We start from the raw sequence: 24,297 nt of genomic DNA, 5'->3' as shown, positions 1-24,297 counted from the left end.
GCACGGGGGCGGCGGGAGGGCGGGTCGCCGGCGTCGGACCCGTCGGGGTTCTCGGCGTCCCAGCGCTCATAGGCGTCCACGATCCGGCTGACCAGCTTGTGGCGGACCACATCGGTGCTGGTGAGCAGGGAGAAGTGGATGTCCGGCACATCGCTGAGGATGTCCTGGACCACCTTGAGGCCGCTGCGGGTGCCACCGGGAAGGTCGATCTGGGTGACGTCCCCGGTGATGACGATCTTGGAGTTGAACCCGAGCCGGGTCAGGAACATCTTCATCTGCTCGGGATTGGTGTTCTGCGCCTCGTCCAGGATGATGAAGGCGTCGTTGAGCGTACGGCCGCGCATGTACGCCAGCGGCGCCACCTCGATCGTCCCGGCGGCCATCAGCCGCGGGATGGAGTCGGGGTCCATCATGTCGTGCAGCGCGTCGTAGAGCGGGCGCAGATACGGGTCGATCTTCTCGTAGAGGGTGCCGGGCAGGAAGCCCAGCCGCTCGCCGGCCTCCACCGCGGGGCGGGTGAGGATGATCCGGTTGACCTCCTTGGCCTGGAGGGCCTGCACGGCCTTGGCCATCGCCAGATAGGTCTTGCCGGTACCGGCCGGGCCGATGCCGAAGACCACGGTGTGCCTGTCGATGGCGTCGACATAGCGCTTCTGGTTGAGGGTCTTCGGGCGGATGGTGCGGCCCCGGCTGGAGAGGATGTTGGCCGTCAGCACCTGCGAGGGGTTCTCCGACGACTCGGGGTGGCTCGGGTCGGCGGCCGCACTCTTGAGCATGGCGATGGAGCGCTCCACGGAGTCCTCCGTCAGGGGCTGGCCGGTGCGCAGCACCAGCATCATCTCGTTGAACAGGCGCTGCACCAGGGCGATCTCGGCGGAGTCGCCGGCGGCGGTCACCTCATTGCCCCGGACGTGGATGTCGACACCCGGGAACGCGCTCTCGATCACCCGCAGCAGGGAGTCGGCGGAACCCAGAACGGTCACCATGGGGTGCTTCTCGGGGATCACGATGCGGGCTCGGGCCGGGCCGCCGCCGTCCAGTGCCTGGCTGTCGCCGGCCGGACGCGCGCCGTTGGGGCGCTGTGCGGGGCTGCGGGTGTGCGAGGTGCCGCTGTCAGATGTCGCAGTCATGGGTCGGCCGCTGGGGCCTGCCTCATCCCATCCGTAGATCCGGTTCGCCTCTTCCGGCCTGGCACACCAAGCGTACGCCGAGGCTCCGACAGCCGTGTCGGGGGCGACATCGATGCTGCGGCATCGGACAGCTGTACGCCAGTGGTTTTCGCGGGGAATCCGCAGCAAAAGCCCGCTGTGTCGGTGCAGCTGCCCTGTGCGCGGGCAGGCGCGCGCCCCCGCCGGCGCCCCGGCCGCCCGGTTCAGCGCGGTGGCAGGGGCACCCGGGAGAGGTCCTCGGCCAGGACGATCTCGCCGTCGAAGTGGGCGCGCGCCTCGGTGAGATGGGCGTCAAGGTCGGGGTAGCGCTGGGAGAAGTGGGTGAGGACCAGGGTGCGCACGCCTCCCTCGGCCGCGGCCCGGGCCGCCTGCGCCGCGGTGAGATGGCCGTGGTCCTCGGCCAGCCCGCCGTCGGACGAGAGGAAGGTCGCCTCGATCACCAGCATGTCCGCACCGTCGGCGAGCGCCGCCACCCCCTCGCACATCCTGGTGTCCATGACGAAGGCGAAGCGCTGGCCGCGGCGGGTCTCACTGACCTCGTCCAGCCCGACCACGCGGCCGTCCGGCAGCGCCAGCCGGCCCTCGCGCTGGAGCCGGCCCACATCGGGTCCAAGGATCCCGGCCGCCGCCAGGCGCTCGGGCAGCATCCGCCGGCCGTCGGGCTCCACCAGCCGGTAGCCGAACGACTCCACCGGGTGGGACAGCGCGGCGGCCTCCAGCCGGAAGGGGCTGCCCGGGGCCTCCAGCGGGCCGGCGGAGGCGATCGGCCGGGGCCGCAGCTCCACCGTCTCGTGGAAGGCGGTGGCGTGCCGCAGCCGGTCGAAGAAGTGACGGCCGGAGGCGGGGAAGTAGCAGTCCACCGGGTGCGGCACCCGGTCCAGGTTGAGCCGCTGGACGATCCCGGCCAGGCCGAGGGAGTGGTCGCCGTGGAAGTGGGTGACGCAGATCCGGGTGACGTCAGTGGCGGAGACCCCGGCGTGCAGCATCTGCCGCTGGGTCCCCTCCCCGGGGTCGAACAGCAGGCCCTCGCCGTCCCAGCGCAGCAGATAGCCGTTGTGGTTGCGGTGCCGGGTGGGGACCTGGCTGGCCGTACCGAGGACGACGAGCTCGCGGAGGGACACGGCGGCGGTCCGCCTCAGACCAGGGTGCCGTGCAGGCTGCCGTGACCGCCGAGGACGTGCACATGGGCGTGGAAGACGGTCTGGCCGGCGCCCGCACCGGTGTTGAAGATCAGCCGGTAGCCGGACTCGGCGATCTTCTCCTGGGCCGCCACCTCGCCCGCCTCCGCCAGGACGGCGGCCGCCTGGTCGGGAGCCGCCAGGGCGAGCGCCGCGGCGTTGGGGTGGTGGGCCTTGGGGACCACCAGCACATGGGTGGGCGCCTGGGGGTGTATGTCGCGGAACGCCAGCGTGGTCTCCGTCTCACGGACCACCTCCGCCGGGATCTCCCTGGCGATGATCTTGCAGAACAGGCAGTCCGGCACCGGGGTCCCGTCCGACATCGGTTTCTCCTCCGAGAGTTCACACAGGGGTGTACACGCAGCCTGGGCGGGCCCGGCCCGCGTCGAGAGACTATCGCGCGGCGGCCGCCGGGGACGGCCGCCGGCCGGGACGGTGCGTCGGCTGCCCGCACCCGTCCCGGCCGGGGCCGCTACAGCTCCGGGATGCCCGGCGCCCGCTTGGCGGGCCGCTCGGCGAGCGCGGCCAGGGCCAGGCGCACGCCCTCCGCCAGCTGCGGGTCCTCGTCCGCGGCCCAGTGGTGCGGCGCCATCACGACCTCCACGTCGGGGTCCACCCCGTGGTTCTCCAGACCCCAGCCGTAGTTCTCGATCCAGGTGGAGTACTTGGGCTGGGTGACCGCGGTGCCGTCGACCAGGGAGTACCGGGAGTCGATGCCGATCACCCCGCCCCAGGTCCGCTCGCCCACCACCGGGCCGATGCCCAGCGCCTGGATCGCCGCATTGACGATGTCGCCGTCCGAACCCGAGAACTCGTTGGCCAGGGCCACCACCGGACCGCGCGGAGCGTCCGCGGGGTACGGCTCGGGGCTCCGCACGTCGCGGGCCCGCCCCCAGGAGACGATCCGCCGGTTGAGCTTCTCGACCACCAGCTGGGAGGTGTGGCCGCCGCGGTTCTCCCGCAGGTCGACGACCACCCCCTCCAGCGCCATCTCCACCCGCAGATCACGGTGCAGCTGCGCCCAGCCGGCGCCGACCATGTCGGGGACGTGCAGATAGCCCACCCGGCCCGCGGAGAGCCGGTGCACCGCGGCGCGGCGCCCGGCCACCCAGTCGTGGTAGCGCAGCGGCTCCTCGTCGTCGAGCGGGACCACCACCACATGCCGGTGCTCACCGCCGCCCGCGGGGGCGACGGTCAGCTCCACGGGACGGCCGGCCGAGCCGGCCAGCAGCGGCATGGGTCCGGTCACCGGGTCCACCGGCCGTCCGTCCACGGCGACCAGGGCGTCGCCCGCCCGTACGGCCACCCCGGGCGCGGACAGCGGGGAGCGGGCCCGCGGGTCCGAGGACTCACCGGGGAGCACCCTGGCGATCCGCCAGGCATCGCCGTCGCGGACCAGGTCGGCGCCGAGCAGCCCCTGCTGCCGGGCGGCGTCCGTGGGGCGGCCCGGCGGGGTGACGTAGGCGTGCGAGGTGCCGAGCTCGCCCTGCACCTCCCAGAGCAGGTCCACCAGGTCGTCATGGCTGCCCAGCCGGTCGACCAGGGGGCGGTAGCGGGCGAGCACACCGTCCCAGTCGATGCCGTTCAGGTCCTCGCGCCAGAAGTTGTCGCGGGCAAGACGGCCGTTCTCGTCGTACATCTGGCGCCACTCGGCGGCCGGGTCCACGGTGGCGCGGATCCGGGACAGGTCCACCGTGAGGTCGTCGGAGTCGCCGGAGCCGGCCTTGCGGTCGGCGGGCAGCACCCGCAGCCGGCCGTGGTCGAGCACCACGATCCGGCCGCCGTCACCGGAGACGGCGAATCCGTCGAGCCCGTCGACGAGTTGCTCGTCCTTGCGGGTCGTCAGGTCGAAGCGCTCCAGCACCGGGCGCGGATCGTCGTCGTCCGGCGAGGCGAGGTCGTCACCGAGCACCCCGGTGACGGGCAGCCTGGTCCACAGCACTCCGCCCTTGGCGGCCCGCAGGGTGCCGAAGCGGCCGCCCGCCACCGGGAAGGGCACGATGCGGTCCGGCAGCCCCTCCAGGTCGACGCGGGTGACCGGCGGCTTCTGCGCGCCGTCGTCCTCGCCGTCGTCCGCACCGCCGTCCTTGCCCCCGTCGGCCCCCGCGGTCTCCTTGGCCTCGTCGTCGCCGAAAGGCCGCCCGTGGCGCTGCGGACCGAACGGGGAGGGGGTGTCCGCGGCCAGGGTGATCAGGTAGGGACGGCAGCCGGTCGGGAAGGACAGGTCGAAGACATGGGCGTCGTAGACCGGGTCGAAGTTTCGGATCGACAGGAAGGCCAGATGCCTGCCGTCCGCGGTGAAGGACGGCGAACTGTCGTTGAACCGCAGCGGGGTGGCGTCGGACACCGAGAGGTCGGCGGTGTCCGCCAGCTTCAGCTGCCGCAGCGGCCAGGGGCCGGGGTGCGACCAGGCCAGCCAGCGGGAGTCGGGTGAGAAGGCCAGGTCGGCGACGTCGCCGTCCTCGCTCCGGGTGATCTCCCGGATCTCGCCGCTCTCCACCTCGACCAGCAGCACCCGGCCGTCGTGCGAGGCGACGGCGACCCGGCTGCCGTCCGGTGCGGCGACCAGTTCCAGCACCCGGCCGAGCCGGCCTGCCCCAACCCGCCGCGGGGCGTCCCCCAGGGCGCCGGTCGCCGGGGCGAACTCCAGCGCGTCCTCCCCCTCGGCGTCGGTCACCCAGACCACGCTCTGGTCGCTGCCCGAGGGGACGACCTCGGCGAGCCTGGCGCGCACACCGGGCTCGGCCGCCAGGGCACGGGCCGGGCCGTCGCGGTGGGTGACCCAGTGCACCGTGCCGCGGACGGTGACGGCGCTGGCCCGCCCGGTGCGGTCCGGGGAGGGGACGCCCAACTGCCGCCCCGCGGTGAGCGGAAAGGGCTGCCGGGCCGTCCTGGGACTGCCGAGGGTGATCTCCAGGCGGCGCGGCTCGCCGCCGTCGAGGGAGTCCAGGACCCAGAGGTCTCCGGCCTCGTGCCAGATGATCCGGGTGCCGTCGGTGGTGGCGTTGCGGGCGTAGAAGTCGCCGCTGCTGTGGCGGCGCAGATCGCCGCCGTCGGGCAGGCTGGAGAAGAGCCGGGCGACGCCCTCGTGGTCGGAGAGGAAGGCGATGCGGTCGCCGACCCACATCGGGGAGTCGATCTGGGTGTCCAGACCGGCGTGGACCCGCTCGAACAGCCCGCCCGTACGGCCGATCCAGAGCTTGCCCGCGGTGCCGCCGCGATAGCGCTTCCAGTGGGCCGGCTCCTTGCCGGCGCCGACCGGGCCGGCCGAGAGAAGCAGCACCCGGCCCTCCTGCGCCCCGCCCGTCTCCGGTTCGAAGGCCAGGCCGCCGATGGGCCCGTACGGCAGCCGGCGCGGCTCACCGCCGTCCAGCGGGACGGCGAAGGCCCAGGTGCGGCGGAGGGTCGACTGGCCGCCGGTGGTGACGGCGACGGGCTCGCCGGCCGGCGTCCAGCCGCGCAGCGCGGTCTTGGCGCTGCCCCAGTGGGTGAGTCTGCGGGAGGGACCGCCGTCGACCGGGGCCACATGGATCTCGGGGGCGCCGTCGCGGGTGGAGGTCCAGGCGATCCGGGAACCGTCCGGTGAGAAGCGGGGGTGGGCGGGAGGCGACTGGTCGGCGCTGAGCCGCCACGCGCGACCGCCACCGAGCGGGGCGACCCAGACGTCGTCCTCGGCCACGAAGGTGACCAGCTCACCGTGGAGATGCGGATGGCGGAGGTAGGCGCCGACAGGGTTCGCGGTGGTTCCGGAGTCAGCATTGATCACGTCAGCCACCCTAGTCAGGGGGTCGGACGCCTGCGAGAGGTTTCCCCCTCAGCGAATCCGGGACGCCCCGTCCGGTTGGTCGCCGGGCGCCGCCGGACGGCCGGGGCGAGCGGCGCGGACGGCTCCGGGCCGCCCGTGGCGCCGCGCCGTACGCTCCGGGATCAGCCCCAGCGGCCGCTGCGGCCCAGCAGCAGCGACCCGGCGGCGACCCCCGCGGTGGAGGTGCGCAGCACGGAGGGGCCCAGCCGGTAGGGGCGCGCCCCGGCGTCCGCGAAGACCGCCAGCTCCTCCGGGGAGACACCGCCCTCGGGTCCGACCACCAGGACGATCTCGCCGTCGGCGGGCAGCGGGACGGCGGCCAGCGGTTCGGCGCCCTCCTCGTGCAGCACGGCCGGGAGCGCCGCGCCGCCGAGCAGCGCGGCCACCTGACGTGTCGTCATGAGGTCGTGCACGACCGGGAATCGCAGCCGCCGCGACTGCTTACCGGCCTCACGGGCGGTGGCCCGCCACTTGACCAGCGCCTTGGCGCCGCGCTCGCCCTTCCACTGGGTGATGCAGCGTGAGGCGGCCCAGGGGACCACCGCGTCCACGCCGGCCTCGGTCATGGTCTCCACGGCGAGCTCGCCCCGGTCGCCCTTGGGCAGCGCCTGCACCACGGTGATCCGCGGCCGGGGCTCGGGCTCCCGGCGCACCTCGGTGACCGCCGCGTCAAGGGCGTCCTTGCCGTGCAGCTGCGCGACGGTGCCGTACGCACCGGTGCCGCGGCCGTCGGTGAGCACCACGGGTTCGCCGACGGCCAGCCGTTTCACGGCGACGGCATGCCGCCCCTCGGGGCCGTCCAGGCGCACCAGGGCGCCCGGGGAGACGTCCTGGAGGCGGTCGTCGTCCAGGACGAAGACGGGGGCGGTCATCGCACAGGGTCCTTACCGGCCGTTGAAGGCGTCCTTGAGCCGGGAGAAGAGGCCCTGCTGGCCGGGCGCGAAGGTGCCGGAGGGCCGCTCCTCGCCGCGCAGCTTGGCGAGCCGCCGGATCAGCTCCTCCTGCTCGGGGTCGAGCTTGACCGGGGTCTGCACCTCGACATGGACGATCAGGTCGCCCCGGCCGCCGCCGCGCAGATGGGTGATGCCGCGGCCGTGCATGGGGATGGACTGCCCGGACTGGGTGCCCGGCCGGATGTCGACCTCCTCCAGACCGTCCAGCGTCTCCAGCGGGACCTTGGTGCCCAGCGACGCCGCGGTCATCGGGATGGTCACGGTGCAGTGCAGGTCGTCACCGCGCCGCTGGAACACCCGGTGCGCCGTCTCGCCGATCTCGACGTAGAGGTCGCCGGCCGGTCCGCCGCCGGGGCCGACCTCGCCCTCGCCGGCGAGCTGGATGCGGGTGCCGTTGTCCACACCCGCGGGGATCTTCACGGTGAGGGTGCGGCGGGCCCGGACCCGGCCGTCGCCCGCGCACTCGGGGCACGGGGTGGGGACCACGGTGCCGAAGCCCTGGCACTGGGGGCAGGGCCGGGAGGTCATGACCTGGCCCAGGAAGGAACGGGTGACCTGGGAGACCTCGCCGCGGCCGCGGCACATGTCGCAGGTCTGGGCCGAGGTGCCCGGGGCGGCGCCCTCGCCGCTGCACGTGGTGCAGGTGACGGCGGTGTCGACCTGGATCTCCTTGGTCGTCCCGAACGCCGCCTCCTCCAGCGTGATCTCGATCCGGATCATGGCGTCCTGGCCGCGCCGGGTACGGGACCGCGGTCCGCGGGTGCCCGCCGAGGCGCCGAAGAAGGCGTCCATGATGTCGGAGAAGCCGAAGCCCGCGCCGGTGCCGAAGCCGCCCGCACCGCCCCCGCCGCCGTTCGGCGACAGGGGGTCGCCGCCGAGGTCGTAGACCTGCCGCTTGGCCGGGTCGGAGAGCACCTCGTAGGCGGCGTTGATCTCCTTGAAACGCTCCTGCGTCTTGGGATCGGGGTTGACGTCGGGGTGCAGCTCACGAGCGAGGCGACGGAACGCCTTCTTGATCTCGTCCTGCCCCGCGTCCCGTCGGACGCCCAGTACCGCGTAGTAGTCCGTGGCCACCAATGACTCCGCTTGCTCCGCCTCTAGACCTTACGACTCAGCCAGGATCTGACCGACGTACCGTGCCACCGCGCGTACCGCCCCCATCGTCCCCGGGTAGTCCATCCGTGTCGGGCCGATGACGCCCAACTTCGCAACGGACTCGTCGCCCGAACCGTAGCCCACCGAGACGACGGACGTGGAATTCAGGCCCTCGTGGTCGATCTCGTGACCGATCCGGACCGTCATGCCCCGGTCCGCCGTCTCGCCCAGCAGCCGCAGCAGCACCACCTGCTCCTCCAGCGCCTCCAGCACCGGCCGGATGGTCAGGGGGAAGTCGTGCCCGAAGCGGGTGAGGTTGGCGGTGCCGCCCAGCATGATGCGCTCCTCGGTACGCTCCACCAGACTCTCGAAGAGGGTGGAGAGGACCGCGGCGACGATCGGCCGGTCGTCGGGTTCGAAGGCCTCGGGGAGGTCCTGCAGCAGGGCCGGCACCTCGGGGAAGCGGCGCCCGCCGGCCCGGGCGTTCAGCCGGGCCCGCAGGTCGGCCAGCACCGTCTCACCGACCGGGACCGGGGAATCCACGATGCGCTGCTCCACCCGGCCGGTGTTGGTGATCAGCACCAGCATGACCTTGGTGGGGGCGAGCGCCAGCAGTTCCACATGCCGCACGCTGGAGCGCGAGAGCGAGGGGTACTGCACCACGGCGACCTGCCGGGTCAGCTGCGCCAGCAGCCGTACCGTGCGGGCGACCACGTCGTCGAGGTCGACCGCGCTGTCCAGGAACTGCCGGATGGCCCGGCGCTCGGGTGCGGAGAGCGGCTTGACCTCGGCCAGGCGGTCCACGAAGAGCCGGTAGCCCTTGTCGGTGGGGACCCGGCCCGCGCTGGTGTGCGGCTGGTGGATGTAGCCGTCCTCCTCCAGCGCCGACATGTCGTTGCGCACCGTTGCCGGGGAGACTCCGAGGTTGTGCCGCTCCACCAGCGCCTTGGAGCCGACCGGCTCCTCGGTGCCCACGTAGTCCTGCACGATGGCGCGCAGCACCGCGAGTTTGCGTTCGTCAAGCATGGCACGCACCTCCGGCGTTACGCGTTCAACCAGTACGGGTTCTGCCCCGGCCCCTTCGGGTCTGGCACTCTGCGCGGGCGAGTGCCAGGACCGTACCTGCCAGTGTAAGGCCCGGCCCCGACACCCGGAACGGGCCGTCGGGGGAAGCAATGAGGATCACCTTCGAGGATCACCTCGTGGAGTGCTGCCACCGGGGCCGCCTCGGTGGCAGCATCGAAGCAGTGGGACGGACCCGCAGCCGCCCCGGCCGCCGCACGGCGGCGCACGTTGAGGAGGAGCCATGGCTGTGTCCGGGCAGCGGACCCGCTTCGCACCCGACCGTGGACTGACCCGGCGGATGGTCACCACGATGTTCCTCATCGGGTTGGTCTACGTCGGGTTCACCGGGCTGCTGATCGCCCTGCTCGGCCGGGCCTGGCCGCTGGTGGTGGTGGTCTCCGCCGGGCTGTTCGTCGCCCAGTTCTGGTTCAGCGACACCATCGCCGAGCGGGCCATGGGCGCCCGCGAGGCCTCCCCCGAGCAGTACCCGCAGCTGCACGGCGCCGTCGACCGGCTGTGCGCCCTCGCCGACATGCCCAAGCCCCGGGTCGCGGTCGCCGTCAACGACATGCCCAACGCCTTCGCCACCGGCCGCAAACCCGAGCGGGCGGTGGTGTGCGTCACCACCGGACTGCTGCGACGGCTGGAACCGGAGGAACTGGAGGGCGTGCTCGCCCATGAGCTCTCCCACGTCGCCCACCGGGACGTCGCGGTGATGACCATCGCCGGATTCCTCGCCGTGCTGGCCGGCGCCATCACCCGGATCGGGCTGTGGGGCGGCTTCCGCGGCGGCCGGGACCAGAACGCGGCGATCGCGGCCCTGGTGATCCCCCTGGTGAGCATGCTCGTCTGGGCCATCGGCTTCCTGCTGACCCGGCTGCTCTCCCGCTACCGCGAGCTGGCCGCGGACCGCTCGGCCGCGCTGCTCACCGGGCGCCCCTCGGAGCTCGCCTCGGCGCTCACCAAGGTCACCGGCCAGATCGCCCGCATCCCCAGCGAGGACCTGCGGCGGGCCCAGCCGTACAACGCCTTCTACTTCGCGCCCGCCCTCAGCGCCAAGGAGGGCGCCGCCCAGCTGCTCTCCACCCACCCCACGCTGGAGAAGCGGCTGGAGCAGCTCGGCCGGATCTCCACCGAGCTGGGCCGCTGAGGTGGGGTTCCTGGACGCGCTGCTCGGCCGGCGCCGGGCCGCCCGCCCCGACCTGGACCAGCTCTTCGGCCTGCCCTCGGCCGCGGTCACCCTGCAGGCCGCGGCCGGCTTCCTGCCGACCGGCGCGGGCTCGGTCTGCTTCGCCGCCGTGGAGGGCGGCGCCTTCGCCCAGGTGCAGCAGCAGGTCCGCGAGCTGCTGGACGCCGACACGGCGCAGGGCGGCGCACCGGTGGAGGCCAGCCGCGACTCCTACGGCTACTCCTGGCTGCTGGCCCGCCACTCCCCCGACGACCTGCCGTCGCTGGTCAACGATCTGCACGCGGTCAACAGCGAGCTGGAGGCCAACGGCTTCGGCCCGCAACTGCTCTGCTCCCTGGTGGGCTTCCGGGACGCCGAGGGCCGCGCCCTGGCGCTGGTCTATCTCTTCAAGCGGGGTACTTTCTACCCTTTCGCCCCGGTCCAGGGGGGCGGGGAGAAGCGGGACAGCGCGCTGGAACTCCAGGTGAAGGCCATGATCGGCGACGATCTGCGGATCGAGCCCGACCTCTCCCGCTGGTTCCCGGTGTGGGGCGCCCCAGGGCTGTGACGGCGTCCCTACAATCCATGGGATGCGCAGCAGGAGTTACGGCCCCGATCTGACCCCGCCGTGGAAGCGGCAGCGGCCCGCGCCCGAGGTGGCGGCGGAACCGGACCTGGTGGTGGAGGAGGCCGCGACGGGGTTCTGCGGCGCCGTGGTGCGGTGCGAGAAGACCGCCGAGGGGTTCACCGTCACCCTGGAGGACCGCTTCGGCAAACAGCGGGTCTTCCCGATGGCCCCGCGCGGCTTCCTGCTGGAGGGCCGGGTGGTCACCCTGGTCCGCCCGGCGGCGCCCGCGCCGTCCCGCACGCCCGGCCGCACCGCTTCCGGCTCGATCGCCGTGCCGGGGGCCCGCGCCCGGGTGGCCCGGGAGTCCCGGATCTATGTGGAGGGCCGCCACGACGCCGAGCTGGTGGAGCGGGTCTGGGGCGACGACCTGCGCATCGAGGGCGTGGTGGTGGAGTACCTGGAGGGCGTGGACGACCTGCCCGCGATCGTGGCCGACTTCGCCCCCGGGCCGGGACGCCGGCTGGGCGTACTGGTCGACCACCTGGTGCCGGGGTCCAAGGAGCAGCGGATCGCCGAGCAGGTGACCGGCGCCGGGGTCCTGGTGGTGGGCCATCCGTACATCGACGTCTGGCAGGCGGTGAAGCCCTCCAGCGTGGGGATCGCCGGGTGGCCCGAGGTGCCGCGGGGCGAGTCCTGGAAGGAGGGGGTCTGCCGCCGGCTGGGCTGGCCGGTGGACACCCCGGCGGCCTGGCGGCGCATCCTCGCCTCGGTGGACTCCTACCGCGACCTGGACCCTGCCCTGCTGGGCCGGGTCGAGGAGCTGATCGACTTCGTCACGGAGCCGGGCTGATCGTCTGGAACCCGCTGGTGTCGAGGGTGAGGTCCAGCGCGGGGACGGGAAGGGGCGCCCCGAAGCGGGCGGTGCGCTCGTCCTGGTAGTCGGGCCGCCCCGAAGCCGACACCTCCATGGGGTCGGTGAGAAGCACGCACTTGGCCAGGACGGGGTCCACGATGAGGTAGACGGGGATCCCCCCTGCGCTGTAGATCTCCCGCTTCTCCTTGCAGTCGCGATGCCGGCTCGTGGCCGACACGACTTCCACCACCAGGGTGACCGCGGAGGAGGGAACGAGCCGGCCCCGGCTCTGTGCACCGTGCTCGAGGACGACGAGATCCGGTTGCGGCAAACTGGTCTCCGCCGGGATGGCGATGTCCTGGGTCTGCACCCGCAGCCAGCGTGACGGCGGGATCTGGTCCATGATCGACGTCACGATCATGTTATGGACCAGATCCGGCCCGGCCATCATCACGATTTCCCCCCGGATGAGCTCGGCCTTGAAACCTTCAGGAACCACGAGGTCCTCGAAGACCCTTATGACCCGGTCGTCCACGGCAGTCATGGCCCTTCCTCCGTTCCGTGCGGCGCGGCCGGGAGCGGCCCTCGCCACCAGTAACGACACTCAGTCAACCAGGTCACGGACCAGCGCGTCGGCCAGCAGCCGGCCCCGGAGGGTCAGGGCCGCACGGCCTTCGGCGTACGGCTCGGGGCGGAGCAGGCCGTCGGCGAGGGCCTGCTCGGCGGCGCGGCGGCCGGCGGGGGCGAGCAGGTCGAGCGGGCAGCCCTCGACCAGGCGCAGCTCCAGCAGGATCCGCTCCACCCGGCGATCCTCGGCGGTGAGCAGCTCCCGGCCCTGGCCGGGCGAGCGGCCCTCGGCGAGCGCCTGGGCGTAGGCGGCGGGGTGCTTGGCGTTCCACCAGCGGACACCGCCGACGTGGCTGTGGGCGCCGGGGCCCGCGCCCCACCAGTCGGCGCCGGTCCAGTAGAGCTCGTTGTGGCGGCAGCGGCCGGCCTCGGAGGAGGCCCAGTTGGACACCTCGTACCAGGAGAACCCGGCCGCGGTCAGCGCCTCCTCGGCGATCAGGTAGCGGTCGGCGTGGACGTCGTCGTCGGTCATCGGGATCTCGCCGCGCCGGATGCGGGCGGCGAGCCTGGTGCCCTCCTCCACGATGAGGGAGTAGGCGGAGATGTGGTCCGGGCCGGCGGACAGGGCCGCGTCCAGGGAGGCCCGCCAGTCGTCGTCGCTCTCGCCCGGGGTGCCGTAGATGAGGTCCAGGTTGACGTGCTCGAACCCGGCGGCGCGGGCCTCGGCCACGCAGGCCTCGGGACGGCCGGGGGTGTGGTGGCGGTCCAGCAGCCGCAGCACATGGGGGCGGGCGCTCTGCATGCCGAAGGAGATCCGGTTGAACCCGCCCTCCCGCAGCTCCGCCAGGTAGCCGGGGTCGACCGACTCCGGGTTGGCCTCGGTGGTGACCTCGGCGCCGTCCGCCAGGCCGAACTCCTCGCGGATCGCCGCCAGCATCGCCACCAGGTCGGCGGCGGGCAGCAGGGTGGGGGTGCCGCCCCCGACGAAGACGGTCGAGACCGGGGCGTCGGCGGAGCCCAGCACCTTGCGCGCCAGCCGCACCTCGGCGACCAGGTTCTGTGCGTAGGTCTCCTGGGAGGCGACCGCTCCGGAGGAGCGCAGCTCGGTGGCGGTGTAGGTGTTGAAGTCGCAGTAGCCGCAGCGGGTGGCGCAGTACGGCACATGGGCGTAGAAGCCGAGGGGGCGCTCCCCGACGCCGGCCAGGGCGGAGTCGGGCAGGGAGCCGTCGGACGGCACGGGCTCGCCGTCGGGGAGGGTGGAGGGCATGACCCCATTGTCCGGCATCGGCCGCGCTGCCCCGCCGGGGCGGGGTGGCGCGGCCGGCCTGCGGGTCAGGCCTCCCGGGCCCCCTCGTACATCGACTCGATGAGGTCGGCGTACTCGCGCTCCACCACGGGCCGCTTGACCTTGAGGCTCGGGGTGAGTTCGCCGTGCTCGATGTCCAGGTCGCGCGGCAGCACCGCGAAGCGCTTGATCGTCTGCCAGCGCTGCAGGTCGCCGTTGAGGCGCTTGACGTATCCGTCGATCAGCTGGTCGACCTGCGGGGACGCGCAGACCTCCGCGTAGTCCTTGCCGACCAGCTCGTGGGTCTGCGCCCAGGGCATGATGGCGGTCTCGTCCAGGGTGATCAGAGCGCTGCAGTAGTTGCGGCCGTTGCCGATCAGCAGGATGTTGCTGACGAACGGGCAGATCGCCTTGAAGCGGCCCTCGATCTCGGTGGGCGCCACGTACTTGCCGCCGGACGTCTTGAACATGTCCTTCTTGCGGTCGGTGATCCGGACGAAGCCGTCCTTGTCCAGCTCGCCGATGTCCCCGGTGTGGAACCAGCCGTCGCTCTCCAGCACCTCGGCGGTCTTCTCCGGCAGGTTGTGGTAGCCGCGCATCACACCGGGGCCGCGCAGCAGGATCTCGCCGTCGTCCGCGATCCGGACCTCGGTGCCGGGCAGCGGGGTGCCCACGGTGCCGATGCGGTAGCCCTCGCCGGGGTTGACGGTGGAGCCCGCGCTGGTCTCGGTGAGGCCGTAGCCCTCCAGGATGTGGACGCCGGCGCCGGCGAAGAAGAAGCCGATGTCGGGTGAGAGGGCGGCGCTGCCGGAGATGCAGGCGCGCATCCGGCCGCCGAAGGCCGCTCTGATCTTGGCGTAGACCAGCTTGTCGGCGACGGCGTGCTGCAGGGTGAGGCCGAGCGGCGCACTGCGGGTACCGGTGGTCACCAGGGAGTGCTGGGTGGCCTTGGCGTACTCACGCGCCACCCGGGCCGCCCACTGGAAGATCCGGTACTTCGCACCGCCCTCGGCGCGGGCCTTGGCGGCGATGCCGTTGTAGACCTTCTCGAAGATCCGCGGGGCCGCGGCCATGTAGGTGGGCTTGACCTCGGGCAGGTTGTGGATGATGCGCTCCACCCGGCCGTCCACCGCGATCACCACACCCAGCTGCATGGCACCGGAGGTGAGCGTCTTGCCGAAGACATGGGAGAGCGGCAGCCACAGGAACTGCACATCGTCCTCGGTGAGCAGCCCCGAGGCCACCTGGGCCGCCGCCTCGTACGCCCAGCAGTCGTGGACCAGCCGCACGCCCTTGGGCCGGCCGGTGGTGCCGGAGGTGTAGATGAGGGTGGCCAGCTGCTCCCTGCCGATGGCCTGGACGGCCTTGACGACCGCGTCCGGGTGGTCCCTGAGGTGCAGCTCGCCGCGGTGCTCCAGGTCGGCCAGGGTGAGCACCTCCACACCCTCGGCCTCGGGCAGCTCGGCGGGGGCGTCGATGACGATCACATGCCCCAGCTCGGGCAGGTGCTCCTTCTCGCCGAGCACCTTGGCCAGCTGGGCGGGGTTCTCGACGAACGCGGCCCGGCTGCCGGAGTCGGCGAGGATGTAGGCGGTCTCGTCGGCGTTGGTGGAGGGGTAGACCGCGGTGGTGGCGGCCCCCGCGCACATCACCCCGAGGTCGGCGAGGATCCACTCGACGCGGGTGGAGGAGGAGAGGGCGATCCGTTCCTCGGGCAGCACACCGAGCGACATCAGTCCTGCCGCGATGGCCTGCACCCGGTCCGCGGCCTGCCGCCAGGTCATCGACCGCCACTGCTCGGCGCCGGGGGTGCTGTCCGCCGCCTGCTCGTCCACCGGCACGGGGTAGCGGTAGGCCTCACGCTCCGGAGTGGCCTCGACCCGGGAGAGGAAGAGGTGTGCCACGGAGGCCGGGCGGTTCTCGATCAGTGACTGCGCGGAATTCACGGCGACCTCCGGGGGCCCGAGTGCCGATCAACGACGTTGTTAACTGGCGGGTAACTCGCAAGCACGGTCAGCGTAGGGGGAAACACGCCGTGACGTAAGGGGGCACTGCGGATTGCAAATCCGCCGGTGGGGGCGGTGCACGCGCCGTCACTGCGCGTGCCTCGGACCGAACCGGGTTTCGGGCGGTCCTCGGCCGAAGGACCTGGTCCCCATATCCGATACGCATACGAGCCGGAATAGCCGATGATGTACTCGCCCCGACCGCCCCCCGTCCGCACTCCGTCCGAGAGAACCCGCGTGCTGATCAAACTCCTACGGGCCCATCTGAAGCCCTACACCAGGCCGATCGTCCTCCTCGTGCTGCTGCAGCTCGTCCAGACGATCGCCACGCTCTATCTGCCGACGCTCAACGCCGACATCATCGACCAGGGAGTGGTCAAGGGCGACACCGGCTACATCCTCCGCACCGGCGGCCTGATGCTCGGCGTCACCCTGGCGCAGGTCGTCTGCGCGGTGGGCGCGGTGTTCTTCGGCGCCCGCACCGCGATGGCGCTCGGCCGCGACGTACGGGCCGCCGTCTTCGACCGGGTGCAGTCCTTCTCCGCCCGCGAGGTGGGACGCTTCGGTGCGCCGTCCCTGATCACCCGCACCACCAATGACGTCCAGCAGGTGCAGATGCTGGTGCTGATGACCTTCACCCTGATGGTCTCGGCGCCGATCATGTGCTTCGGAGGCATCATCCTGGCGCTCAACCAGGACGTGCCCCTCTCCACCCTGCTGGTGGTGATCGTGCCGCTGCTGGGCGTCCTGGTGAGCCTGATCGTCCGCCGGATGCGCCCGCTCTTCCGCTCCATGCAGACGCGGATCGACACGGTGAACCGGGTGCTGCGGGAGCAGATCACCGGTCTGCGGGTGATCAGGGCCTTCGTCCGCGACAGCTACGAGCAGGAGCGCTTCGGCGGCGCCAACGGCGAGCTGATGGACGTCTCGCTGCGGACCGGCCGGCTGATGGCGCTGATGTTCCCCACCGTGATGCTGGTGGTCAACGCCTCCAGCGTCGCCGTGCTCTGGTTCGGCGGCCACCGGATCGACAGCGGCGGCATGCAGATCGGCGCCCTGACCGCCTTCCTCAGCTATCTGATGCAGATCCTGATGTCGGTGATGATGGCCACCTTCATGTTCATGATGGTGCCGCGCGCCGAGGTCTGCGCGGAGCGCGTCACCGAGGTGCTGGACACCGAGTCCAGCGTGGTCCCGCCCGCCACCCCGATCCACAAGGTGCTCCGCCACGGCCACCTGGAGCTGCGCGGCGCCGACTTCCGCTACCCCGGCGCCGAGGCCGCGGTGCTGCGCGGAGTGGACCTCGTGGCGCGCCCCGGTGAGACCACCGCCGTCATCGGCTCCACCGGCAGCGGCAAGTCGACCCTGCTGGGCCTGATCCCCCGGCTCTTCGACGCCACCGGCGGCGAGGTGCTGGTCGACGGCGTCGACGTCAGGAAGCTGGACCCGGCGCTGCTGGCCCGCACGGTGGGAATGGTGCCGCAGAAGCCGTACCTCTTCTCCGGCACCGTGGCCAGCAACCTCCGCTACGGCAACCCGGACGCCAGCGACGAGGACCTGTGGAAGGCCCTGGAGGTCGCCCAGGCCCGGGACTTCGTGGAGCAGCTGGCCGAGGGCCTGGACGCGCCGGTCGCCCAGGGCGGCAGCAACCTCTCCGGCGGCCAGCGGCAGCGCCTGGCCATCGCCAGGACCCTGGTGCGCCGCCCGGAGATCTACCTCTTCGACGACTCCTTCTCGGCCCTGGACTACGCCACCGACGCCGCTCTGCGCACCGCGCTGGCCCGGGAGACCGCCGAGGCCACCGTGGTGATCGTGGCCCAGCGGGTCAGCACCATCCGGGGCGCCGACCGGATCGTCGTCCTGGACGAGGGCCGGGTGGTCGGCACCGGAACCCACTCCGAGTTGATGGAGGGCAACGACACCTACCGGGAGATCGTGCTCTCCCAGCTCACCGAGGAGGAGGCCGCGGCATGAGCGACGCAACAGGGGCTGCGGCCCGTCAGCCGGGTGGCCGCGCGCCCCTCGGCCGCACACGCGGGAAAGCGACCATCGAGGAGACGAGGGCATGAGTACGCCACCCAAGACCGCACCACGGCGCGGACCGGCGCCGATGGGCGGCCCGGCGCGCTTCATGAGCGGTGGCCCGATCGAGAAGTCCATGGACTTCAAGGGCTCCGGCAAGCGGCTGCTCGCCACCCTGAGCCCGGAGCGGGCGCTGGTCACGGCCGTCCTGACGTTCGGCGTGCTGAGCGTCGGCCTCTCCGTCACCGGGCCCCGCATCCTCGGGCACGCCACCGACCTGATCTTCTCCGGGGTGATCGGCCGCCGGCTGCCGGCCGGCACCACCAAGGCCGAGGCCGTGGCGCACCTGCGGCAGCAGGGCCAGGGCACCCTGGCCGACATGCTGAACTCGATGCACTTCACCCCCGGGCAGGGCATCGACTTCCACGCGGTCGGCGTGGTGCTGCTCTGGGTGCTGGGGGTGTACGCCGCAGCCGGCGTCCTCGGCATCCTCCAGGGCCGGCTGGCCACCCTCGCCATCCAGCGCACCGTCTACCGGCTGCGCGAGCAGGTGGAGGCCAAGCTCTCCCGGCTGCCGCTCAGCTACTTCGACCAGCAGCCGCGCGGTGAGGTGCTGAGCCGGGCCACCAACGACATCGACAACATCGCGCAGACCTTCCAGCAGACGATGGGCCAGATCGTCAACTCGCTGCTCACCATCGTCGGTGTGCTGGTGATGATGTTCTGGCTCTCCCCGCTGCTGGCGGTGATCGCCCTGGTGACGGTGCCGGTCTCGGTGGCGGTGGCGACCGCCGTGGGCAAGCGGGCCCAGCCTCAGTTCGTCGCCCAGTGGCGGACCACGGGCAAGCTCAACGGCCACATCGAGGAGATGTACACCGGGCACGCCCTGGTGAAGGTCTTCGGCCGGCACGAGGAGTCGGCGGAGACCTTCCGGCAGCACAACGAGGAGCTGTACCACGCCGGCTTCAGGGCCCAGTTCATCTCCGGGATCATCCAGCCCGCCATGATGTTCATCGGCAACATCAACTATGTGCTGGTGGCCGTGGTCGGCGGTCTGCGGGTCGCCTCGGGTGCGCTCTCCATCGGTGAGGTGCAGGCCTTCATCCAGTACTCGCGCCAGTTCAGCCAGCCGCTGACCCAGGTGGCCTCGATGGCCAACCTGGTGCAGTCCGGAGTGGCCTCGGCCGAGCGGGTCTTCGAGCTGCTGGACGCCGAGGAGCAGTCCCCGGAGCCGGAGCGGCCGGTCCGCCCGGCCGAGCTGCGCGGCCGGGTGGCCTTCGAGGACGTCGCCTTCCGCTACGACCCGGAGAAGCCGCTGATCGAGGATCTGTCGCTGAAGGTGGAACCGGGCCACACCGTGGCCATCGTCGGTCCGACCGGCGCCGGCAAGACCACACTGGTCAACCTGCTGATGCGGTTCTACGAGACCACCGGCGGCCGGATCACCCTGGACGGGGTGGACATCGCCGAGATGTCCCGGGAGGAGCTGCGCTCCGGCATCGGCATGGTGCTCCAGGACACCTGGCTCTTCGGCGGCACCATCGCGGACAACATCGCCTACGGCGCCGAGGGCGTCACCAGGGAGCAGATCACGGCGGCGGCGCAGGCCGCACACGTGGACCGCTTTGTCCGCACCCTGCCCGACGGCTACGACACGGTGCTCGACGAGGAGGGATCGAGCGTCAGCGCCGGAGAGAAGCAGCTGATCACCATCGCCCGGGCGTTCCTCTCCGAGCCGGTGATCCTGGTGCTGGACGAGGCGACCAGCTCGGTGGACACCCGTACCGAGGTGCTGATCCAGCGGGCGATGGCCAAGCTGCGGTCGGGGCGGACCAGCTTTGTCATCGCCCACCGGCTCTCCACCATCCGGGACGCCGACGTGATCCTGGTGATGGAGTCGGGCTCCATCGTCGAGCAGGGCAACCACCAGGAACTGCTGGCGGCGGGCGGTGCCTATGCACGGCTGTACGCGGCGCAGTTCTCCGCGGCGGTCGCCGAGGTCGACTGAGCGCGTACCCACCCGAGGGGGCGCATCGGCACTGCCGGTGCGCCCCCTCATGGCGTTCCACGGGCGGGCGAAAGCGGCCAGGCTCAAGCGGGCCGGGCCCAAGCGCGAGGGCGCCCCGGAGCGGTGCTCCGGGGCGCCCTCGCGGCTGCCTGTCTGCCTGCCCTGCTTACTTCTTCTTCTCGGACGGCCCGTCGGAGTCGGTGGACAGCGCGGCGATGAAGGCCTCCTGGGGGACCTCCACCCGGCCGACCATCTTCATCCGCTTCTTGCCCTCCTTCTGCTTCTCCAGCAGCTTCCGCTTACGGGAGATGTCACCGCCGTAGCACTTGGAGAGGACGTCCTTGCGGATCGCCCGCACCGTCTCACGGGCGATCACCCGGGAGCCGATCGCGGCCTGGATCGGCACCTCGAACTGCTGGCGCGGGATCAGCTCCCGCAGCTTTCCGGCCATCTGCACGCCGTAGTTGTACGCCTTGTCCTTGTGCACGATGGCGGAGAACGCGTCCACCTTGTCGCCGTGCAGCAGGATGTCGACCTTCACCAACTGGGCCTGCTGCTCACCGATGGGCTCGTAGTCCAGCGACGCATAGCCACGGGTCTTGGACTTCAGCTGGTCGAAGAAGTCGAAGACGATCTCGGCCAGGGGGAGCGTGTAGCGAAGCTCCACCCGGTCCTCCGAGAGGTAGTCCATGCCCTGGAGGTTGCCCCGGCGGGTCTGGCAGAGCTCCATGATGGCGCCGACGAACTCGTTGGGCGCCAGGATGGTGCCGCGCACCACCGGCTCGTGTACCTCATCGATCTTGCCGGTGGGGAACTCGCTGGGGTTGGTGACGATGTGCTCGGTACCGTCCTCCATGACCACCCGGTAGACCACGTTGGGCGCGGTGGCGATCAGGTCGAGGTTGAACTCCCGCTCCAGCCGCTCCCGGATGATCTCCAGGTGCAGCAGGCCGAGGAAGCCGCAGCGGTAGCCGAAGCCCAGCGCCACCGAGGTCTCCGGCTCGTAGACCAGCGCGGCGTCGTTCAGCCGCAGCTTGTCCAGCGCGTCACGGAGCAGCGGGTAGTCCGAGCCGTCCAGCGGGTACAGCCCGGAGAAGACCATCGGCTTGGGGTCCTTGTAGCCGCCCAGCGCGTCGGTCGCACCCTTGTGCATCGAGGTGATGGTGTCACCGACCTTGGACTGCCGGACGTCCTTCACCCCGGTGATCAGATAGCCCACCTCGCCGACCCCCAGCCCGTCGGCGGGCTTGGGCTCCGGCGAGATGACGCCGATCTCCAGCAGCTCATGGGTGGCGCCGGTGGACATCATGGCGATGCGCTCCCGCTTGGAGAGGCTGCCGTCGACCACCCGGACATAGGTGACCACGCCACGGTAGGAGTCGTACACCGAGTCGAAGATCATCGCGCGGGCGGGCGCGTCGGCGTTGCCCACCGGCGCGGGAATCTTGGCGACGACCTCGTCCAGCAGAGCCTCGACACCCATGCCGGTCTTTGCGCTGACCTTGAGCACGTCGGTGGGGTCGCACCCGATGATGTGCGCCAGCTCCGCGGCGTACTTCTCGGGCTGGGCGGCCGGCAGGTCGATCTTGTTCAGCACCGGGATGATGGTGAGGTCGTTCTCCAGCGCCAGATACAGGTTGGCGAGGGTCTGCGCCTCGATGCCCTGTGCGGCGTCCACCAGCAGGATCGTCCCCTCGCAGGCCGCCAGGGACCGGGACACCTCATAGGTGAAGTCCACGTGGCCGGGGGTGTCGATCATGTTGAGCACATGGGTCCGCCCAGTGCCCTCGCCGGTGGTCGGCGCCCAGGGCAGCCGGACGGCCTGCGACTTGATGGTGATGCCGCGCTCGCGCTCGATGTCCATCCGGTCGAGGTACTGGGCACGCATCTGCCGCTGGTCGACCACCCCGGTGAGCTGCAGCATCCGGTCGGCGAGCGTCGACTTGCCGTGGTCGATGTGGGCGATGATGCAGAAGTTCCGGATCAGCGCAGGATCGGTGCGGCTGGGCTCCGGCACGGTGTTGGGGGTCGCGGGCACCTAGTGGTCCAGATTCTCAGGGGATTCGATACGTCGCTCCCATAGTCCCACGAGCGGGCCCCGGCCCGCTCAGCGCGCCTCCCCGGCGCATCCCGCCGGGCGGCCGCCGGCGCGGCAGCGCGGCGGTGGACGGGGAACCGGTGGTGGGCCAGGATCACCTCCCATGATCCTTGAGTCCGCTCTGCTCGATGTCCTGCCCGGTCAGGAAGACGCCTTTCTGGCCGCCTTCGCCGAGGCCAGGCCACTGATCGCGGTCCAGCCCGGCTTCCGCGGCCTGGAGTTGCGGCGCTGCCTGGACCAGGGCCGGGAGTCCCGCTTCCTGCTCCAGGTGGGATGGGAGCGGCTGGAGGACCACACCGAGGGCTTCCGGCGCTCCGCGGAGTACGCCCGCTGGCGGGAGCTGCTGCACCGCTTCTACGACCCCTTCCCGGAGGTCGAGCACTACGGCGAGCCGCTGGTCCAGGGCTGACCGGACCGCGGTCTAGCACCGCCCACCGGCCGGAGCGCGTCCATAGCGGACGGGCACCGGCGTCCGGCGCCGGACCGCCGGACGCTGCCGGCCCGGCGACCGGCTCCCCGCAGGCGGCCTCCCGCGGCGGACCGCCCGCCGGCTGAGCGACGGCCGAGCCGGTTTGGGCGGCCACGGCGCCCCTGGTAACGTGGCCTGCTGCGCCTGCGTGCACTCATGTGCGTCCGCAGGCGCACTGTCAAGACCGACCAACTCAGACTGAGGCTCCTTCGTGGCGAACATCAAGTCCCAGATCAAGCGGAACAAGACCAACGAGAAGGCGCGCCAGCGCAACAAGGCCGTCAAGTCCTCGCTGAAGACCGCTGTCCGCAAGGCCCGCGAGGCCGCCGAGGCCGGCGACTTCGAGAAGGCCACCCTGCTGGCCCGCGAGGCGTCCAAGAAGCTCGACAAGGCCGTGAGCAAGGGCGTCATCCACAAGAACCAGGCCGCCAACAAGAAGTCGGCCCTGGTCCAGCGCGTGAACACCGTCAAGGCCGCTGCCTGACCCAGGCCGCCTTCGGCAGGCCGGACACGGAGTCCGCGGTCCCTCTCAACCGCCTCCGGCCCCGGCCGACCGCCCGGTCCGAACCGGCCCTCTACCCGGTTCCTCCGCGGCAGCACGACCTCGCACCGCACGCGGCCTGCGTTCGCCACGCGGGTGCGGTGCACACAGCTCGACGGCAAGGCGCCGCGGCATCCCCTCCCCAGGGCAGCCGCGGCGCCTTTCCGCTGTCCGGCTCCGGGGCGAGGCCGGGTCCGGGCTCAGGGCGCCACTGACCGGGCGACGGTCGGCCGCTGCTCCGAGGGGTAGCCGCTCAGCGGCAGCCGTCCGCGCCGAGCAGGCGGCGCGGCACCGGCCGTCGTGGGCGACGGGGCGATGGGTTGGCGGGGAGGCGCGGCAACGCGGTGGCGGGGCAGCGGGCCGGTGCCCGACGGTGGTCAGTAGGTGCGGCCGGACCGGGCCGCACGGGAGACGGACACCACGGCTCGCTCCAGCGCATAGGCGGGATCGTCGGAGCCGCCCTTGACGGCGGCGTCGGCCTCCGCGATGGCGGTCAGCGCCGCGGCCACTCCGTCGCCGGACCAGCCGCGCATCTGCTGCCGGACCCGGTCCACCTTCCAGGGCGGCATACCCAGCTCACGCGCCAGATCGGCGGGCCGCATGCCGCGCCCCGCCGTGGCCAGCCGCCCGATGCTGCGGACCCCCGAAGCCAGGGCGTAGGTGATACCGGTGGGCGGCTGGCCGACCGCCAGCGCCCAGCGCAGCCGCTCCAGGGCCTCAGCGGTGCGGCCGGTCACGGCCAGGTCGGCCACCTCGAAGCCGGTGGCCTCCGCACGTCCGCTGTAGTAGCGGGCGACCACGGCCTCGTCGATCGGGCCCTCGGTGTCCGCCGTCAGCTGACTGACGGCGGAGGCCAGTTCGCGCAGATCACTGCCGATCGCATCCAGCAGCGACCGACAGGCCTCCTCGCTGGCGGAACGCCCGGCGGTACGGAACTCGCCCTTGACGAAGGCCATCCGCTCCCCTGCCTTGGCCAGCTTGGCGCACGGCACCTCACGGGCACCGGCCTTGCGGGCGGCGTCCAGCAGCCCCTTGCCCTTGGCTCCCCCCGCGTGCACCAGCACCATGATCACTTCCTCGGCGGGGGAAGCCAGATACGCCTTGACGTCCTTCACCGAGTCGGCTGCGAGATCCTGGGCGGCGCGGACCACGACCACCTTGCGCTCGGCGAAGAGCGAGGGTGTGGTGATCTCCGCGAGAGTGCCCGGCTGGAGCGCACCCGGGGCCAGGTCGCGGACGTCGGTGTCCGGGTCGGCGGCCCGGGCGGCGGCCACCACCTGCGCCACGGCACGGTCCAGCAGCAGCTCCTCCTGACCGACCGCGAGGGTCAGCGGGGCGAGCAGGTCGTCGGGTGCGCTCTTCCTGGCCATCGCCCACCAGCATCCCACGGCCCGCCGACAGGGCCGGTGCGGCGCCGGGGAGGGGACCGGCGCCGCACCGGCCCTGT

The 24,297-nt window shown here is 72.0% G+C and carries 19 protein-coding genes; 7 read left to right on the top strand and 12 right to left on the bottom strand.

The window, feature by feature from the left end; translation table 11 throughout:
- The 7 genes from AOK09_RS24610 to hrcA form a co-directional block, all read right to left on the bottom strand.
- The coding region (locus AOK09_RS24610) for a PhoH family protein (protein ID WP_079063394.1) at nucleotides 1-1,130 on the bottom strand (1,130 nt) is incomplete at its 3' end.
- A gap of 242 nt (nucleotides 1,131-1,372) precedes the next feature.
- Nucleotides 1,373-2,290: a ribonuclease Z gene (locus AOK09_RS24605; protein WP_055589426.1), complete on the bottom strand. Its 918-nt coding sequence runs from the start codon at nucleotides 2,288-2,290 to the stop codon at nucleotides 1,373-1,375.
- Between the two features lie 14 nt (nucleotides 2,291-2,304).
- Entirely contained in the window at nucleotides 2,305-2,670 is a 366-nt protein-coding gene (locus tag AOK09_RS24600; RefSeq protein WP_055589425.1) for a histidine triad nucleotide-binding protein, read from the bottom strand.
- Between the two features lie 149 nt (nucleotides 2,671-2,819).
- The gene (locus AOK09_RS24595) at nucleotides 2,820-6,113 is read right to left on the bottom strand and encodes a S41 family peptidase (protein ID WP_245687459.1); all 3,294 of its coding nucleotides are present in this window, start codon (nucleotides 6,111-6,113) and stop codon (nucleotides 2,820-2,822) included.
- Nucleotides 6,114-6,274: 161 nt separating this feature from the next.
- Nucleotides 6,275-7,024, bottom strand: a complete 750-nt coding sequence (locus AOK09_RS24590; RefSeq protein WP_055589424.1) for a 16S rRNA (uracil(1498)-N(3))-methyltransferase — start codon at nucleotides 7,022-7,024, stop codon at nucleotides 6,275-6,277.
- A gap of 12 nt (nucleotides 7,025-7,036) precedes the next feature.
- Nucleotides 7,037-8,179: a molecular chaperone DnaJ gene (dnaJ, locus tag AOK09_RS24585; RefSeq protein ID WP_055589423.1), complete on the bottom strand. Its 1,143-nt coding sequence runs from the start codon at nucleotides 8,177-8,179 to the stop codon at nucleotides 7,037-7,039.
- A gap of 30 nt (nucleotides 8,180-8,209) precedes the next feature.
- Nucleotides 8,210-9,226, bottom strand: coding sequence for a heat-inducible transcriptional repressor HrcA (gene hrcA / locus AOK09_RS24580; RefSeq protein WP_055589422.1), 1,017 nt, complete (start codon nucleotides 9,224-9,226; stop codon nucleotides 8,210-8,212).
- Between the two features lie 280 nt (nucleotides 9,227-9,506).
- On the opposite strand from hrcA, the gene htpX reads away from it, so the two are divergent.
- Genes htpX through AOK09_RS24565 form a run of 3 tightly spaced genes read left to right on the top strand, consistent with a single transcriptional unit; the run spans nucleotide 9,507 to nucleotide 11,851 of the window.
- Entirely contained in the window at nucleotides 9,507-10,415 is a 909-nt protein-coding gene (gene htpX / locus AOK09_RS24575) for a zinc metalloprotease HtpX (RefSeq protein ID WP_055589421.1), read from the top strand.
- Between the two features lies 1 nt (nucleotide 10,416).
- Nucleotides 10,417-11,001, top strand: coding sequence for a PspA-associated protein PspAB (gene pspAB, locus AOK09_RS24570; RefSeq protein WP_055589420.1), 585 nt, complete (start codon nucleotides 10,417-10,419; stop codon nucleotides 10,999-11,001).
- A 22-nt stretch (nucleotides 11,002-11,023) separates the two neighbouring features.
- A complete protein-coding gene (locus AOK09_RS24565; protein WP_055589419.1) occupies nucleotides 11,024-11,851 on the top strand; it encodes a DUF3097 domain-containing protein in 828 nt (275 codons plus the stop codon).
- Here AOK09_RS24565 and AOK09_RS24560 read toward each other — a convergent pair.
- The 3 genes from AOK09_RS24560 to AOK09_RS24550 form a co-directional block, all read right to left on the bottom strand.
- Nucleotides 11,835-12,398 carry a Uma2 family endonuclease gene (locus tag AOK09_RS24560; protein ID WP_055589418.1) on the bottom strand — a complete coding sequence of 188 codons (564 nt, stop codon included), beginning with the start codon at nucleotides 12,396-12,398 and terminating at the stop codon, nucleotides 11,835-11,837. The genes AOK09_RS24565 and AOK09_RS24560 overlap by 17 nt on opposite strands.
- Before the next feature lie 60 nt (nucleotides 12,399-12,458).
- A complete protein-coding gene (gene hemW / locus AOK09_RS24555; RefSeq protein WP_055589417.1) occupies nucleotides 12,459-13,688 on the bottom strand; it encodes a radical SAM family heme chaperone HemW in 1,230 nt (409 codons plus the stop codon).
- Nucleotides 13,689-13,753: 65 nt separating this feature from the next.
- Nucleotides 13,754-15,652 (bottom strand): AMP-dependent synthetase/ligase, encoded by a 1,899-nt coding sequence (locus AOK09_RS24550; RefSeq protein WP_055589416.1) that lies wholly within the window; start codon nucleotides 15,650-15,652, stop codon nucleotides 13,754-13,756.
- 297 nt (nucleotides 15,653-15,949) lie between these two features.
- On the opposite strand from AOK09_RS24550, the gene AOK09_RS24545 reads away from it, so the two are divergent.
- The gene (locus AOK09_RS24545) at nucleotides 15,950-17,686 is read left to right on the top strand and encodes an ABC transporter ATP-binding protein (RefSeq protein WP_055589415.1); all 1,737 of its coding nucleotides are present in this window, start codon (nucleotides 15,950-15,952) and stop codon (nucleotides 17,684-17,686) included.
- A gap of 91 nt (nucleotides 17,687-17,777) precedes the next feature.
- Nucleotides 17,778-19,742: an ABC transporter ATP-binding protein gene (locus AOK09_RS24540; protein ID WP_055589414.1), complete on the top strand. Its 1,965-nt coding sequence runs from the start codon at nucleotides 17,778-17,780 to the stop codon at nucleotides 19,740-19,742.
- A gap of 166 nt (nucleotides 19,743-19,908) precedes the next feature.
- On the opposite strand, the gene lepA is transcribed toward AOK09_RS24540, so the two are convergent.
- Nucleotides 19,909-21,780, bottom strand: a complete 1,872-nt coding sequence (gene lepA, locus AOK09_RS24535; protein WP_055589413.1) for a translation elongation factor 4 — start codon at nucleotides 21,778-21,780, stop codon at nucleotides 19,909-19,911.
- Between the two features lie 163 nt (nucleotides 21,781-21,943).
- Here lepA and AOK09_RS24530 point away from each other — a divergent pair, with 163 nt between their 5' ends.
- Together AOK09_RS24530 and rpsT are read left to right on the top strand one after the other, a co-directional pair.
- Nucleotides 21,944-22,249 carry an antibiotic biosynthesis monooxygenase family protein gene (locus AOK09_RS24530; RefSeq protein ID WP_055589412.1) on the top strand — a complete coding sequence of 102 codons (306 nt, stop codon included), beginning with the start codon at nucleotides 21,944-21,946 and terminating at the stop codon, nucleotides 22,247-22,249.
- Nucleotides 22,250-22,520: 271 nt separating this feature from the next.
- Nucleotides 22,521-22,793 carry a 30S ribosomal protein S20 gene (gene rpsT, locus AOK09_RS24525; RefSeq protein WP_055589411.1) on the top strand — a complete coding sequence of 91 codons (273 nt, stop codon included), beginning with the start codon at nucleotides 22,521-22,523 and terminating at the stop codon, nucleotides 22,791-22,793.
- A 434-nt stretch (nucleotides 22,794-23,227) separates the two neighbouring features.
- Here the strand turns inward: rpsT and holA are convergent, their stop codons facing one another.
- A complete protein-coding gene (gene holA, locus AOK09_RS24520) occupies nucleotides 23,228-24,220 on the bottom strand; it encodes a DNA polymerase III subunit delta (RefSeq protein WP_055589410.1) in 993 nt (330 codons plus the stop codon).
- Nucleotides 24,221-24,297: the final 77 nt, after the last annotated feature.

The organism is Peterkaempfera griseoplana (assembly GCF_001418575.1).
Lineage (GTDB): Bacteria > Actinomycetota > Actinomycetes > Streptomycetales > Streptomycetaceae > Peterkaempfera > Peterkaempfera griseoplana.
This window is presented reverse-complemented; position numbering and strand designations above follow the sequence as displayed.

Excerpts from the sequence above, each read along its gene's own strand:
- holA (WP_055589410.1), bottom strand. The coding sequence starts at position 24,220 with ATGGCCAGGAAGAGCGCACCCGACGACCTGCTCGCCCCGCTGACCCTC.
- AOK09_RS24560 (WP_055589418.1), bottom strand. The coding sequence starts at position 12,398 with ATGACTGCCGTGGACGACCGGGTCATAAGGGTCTTCGAGGACCTCGTG.
- hemW (WP_055589417.1), bottom strand. The coding sequence starts at position 13,688 with ATGCCCTCCACCCTCCCCGACGGCGAGCCCGTGCCGTCCGACGGCTCC.
- AOK09_RS24565 (WP_055589419.1), top strand. The coding sequence starts at position 11,024 with ATGCGCAGCAGGAGTTACGGCCCCGATCTGACCCCGCCGTGGAAGCGG.
- AOK09_RS24530 (WP_055589412.1), top strand. The coding sequence starts at position 21,944 with ATGATCCTTGAGTCCGCTCTGCTCGATGTCCTGCCCGGTCAGGAAGAC.
- AOK09_RS24600 (WP_055589425.1), bottom strand. The coding sequence starts at position 2,670 with ATGTCGGACGGGACCCCGGTGCCGGACTGCCTGTTCTGCAAGATCATC.
- AOK09_RS24590 (WP_055589424.1), bottom strand. The coding sequence starts at position 7,024 with ATGACCGCCCCCGTCTTCGTCCTGGACGACGACCGCCTCCAGGACGTC.
- AOK09_RS24540 (WP_055589414.1), top strand. The coding sequence starts at position 17,778 with ATGAGTACGCCACCCAAGACCGCACCACGGCGCGGACCGGCGCCGATG.
- hrcA (WP_055589422.1), bottom strand. The coding sequence starts at position 9,226 with ATGCTTGACGAACGCAAACTCGCGGTGCTGCGCGCCATCGTGCAGGAC.
- htpX (WP_055589421.1), top strand. The coding sequence starts at position 9,507 with ATGGCTGTGTCCGGGCAGCGGACCCGCTTCGCACCCGACCGTGGACTG.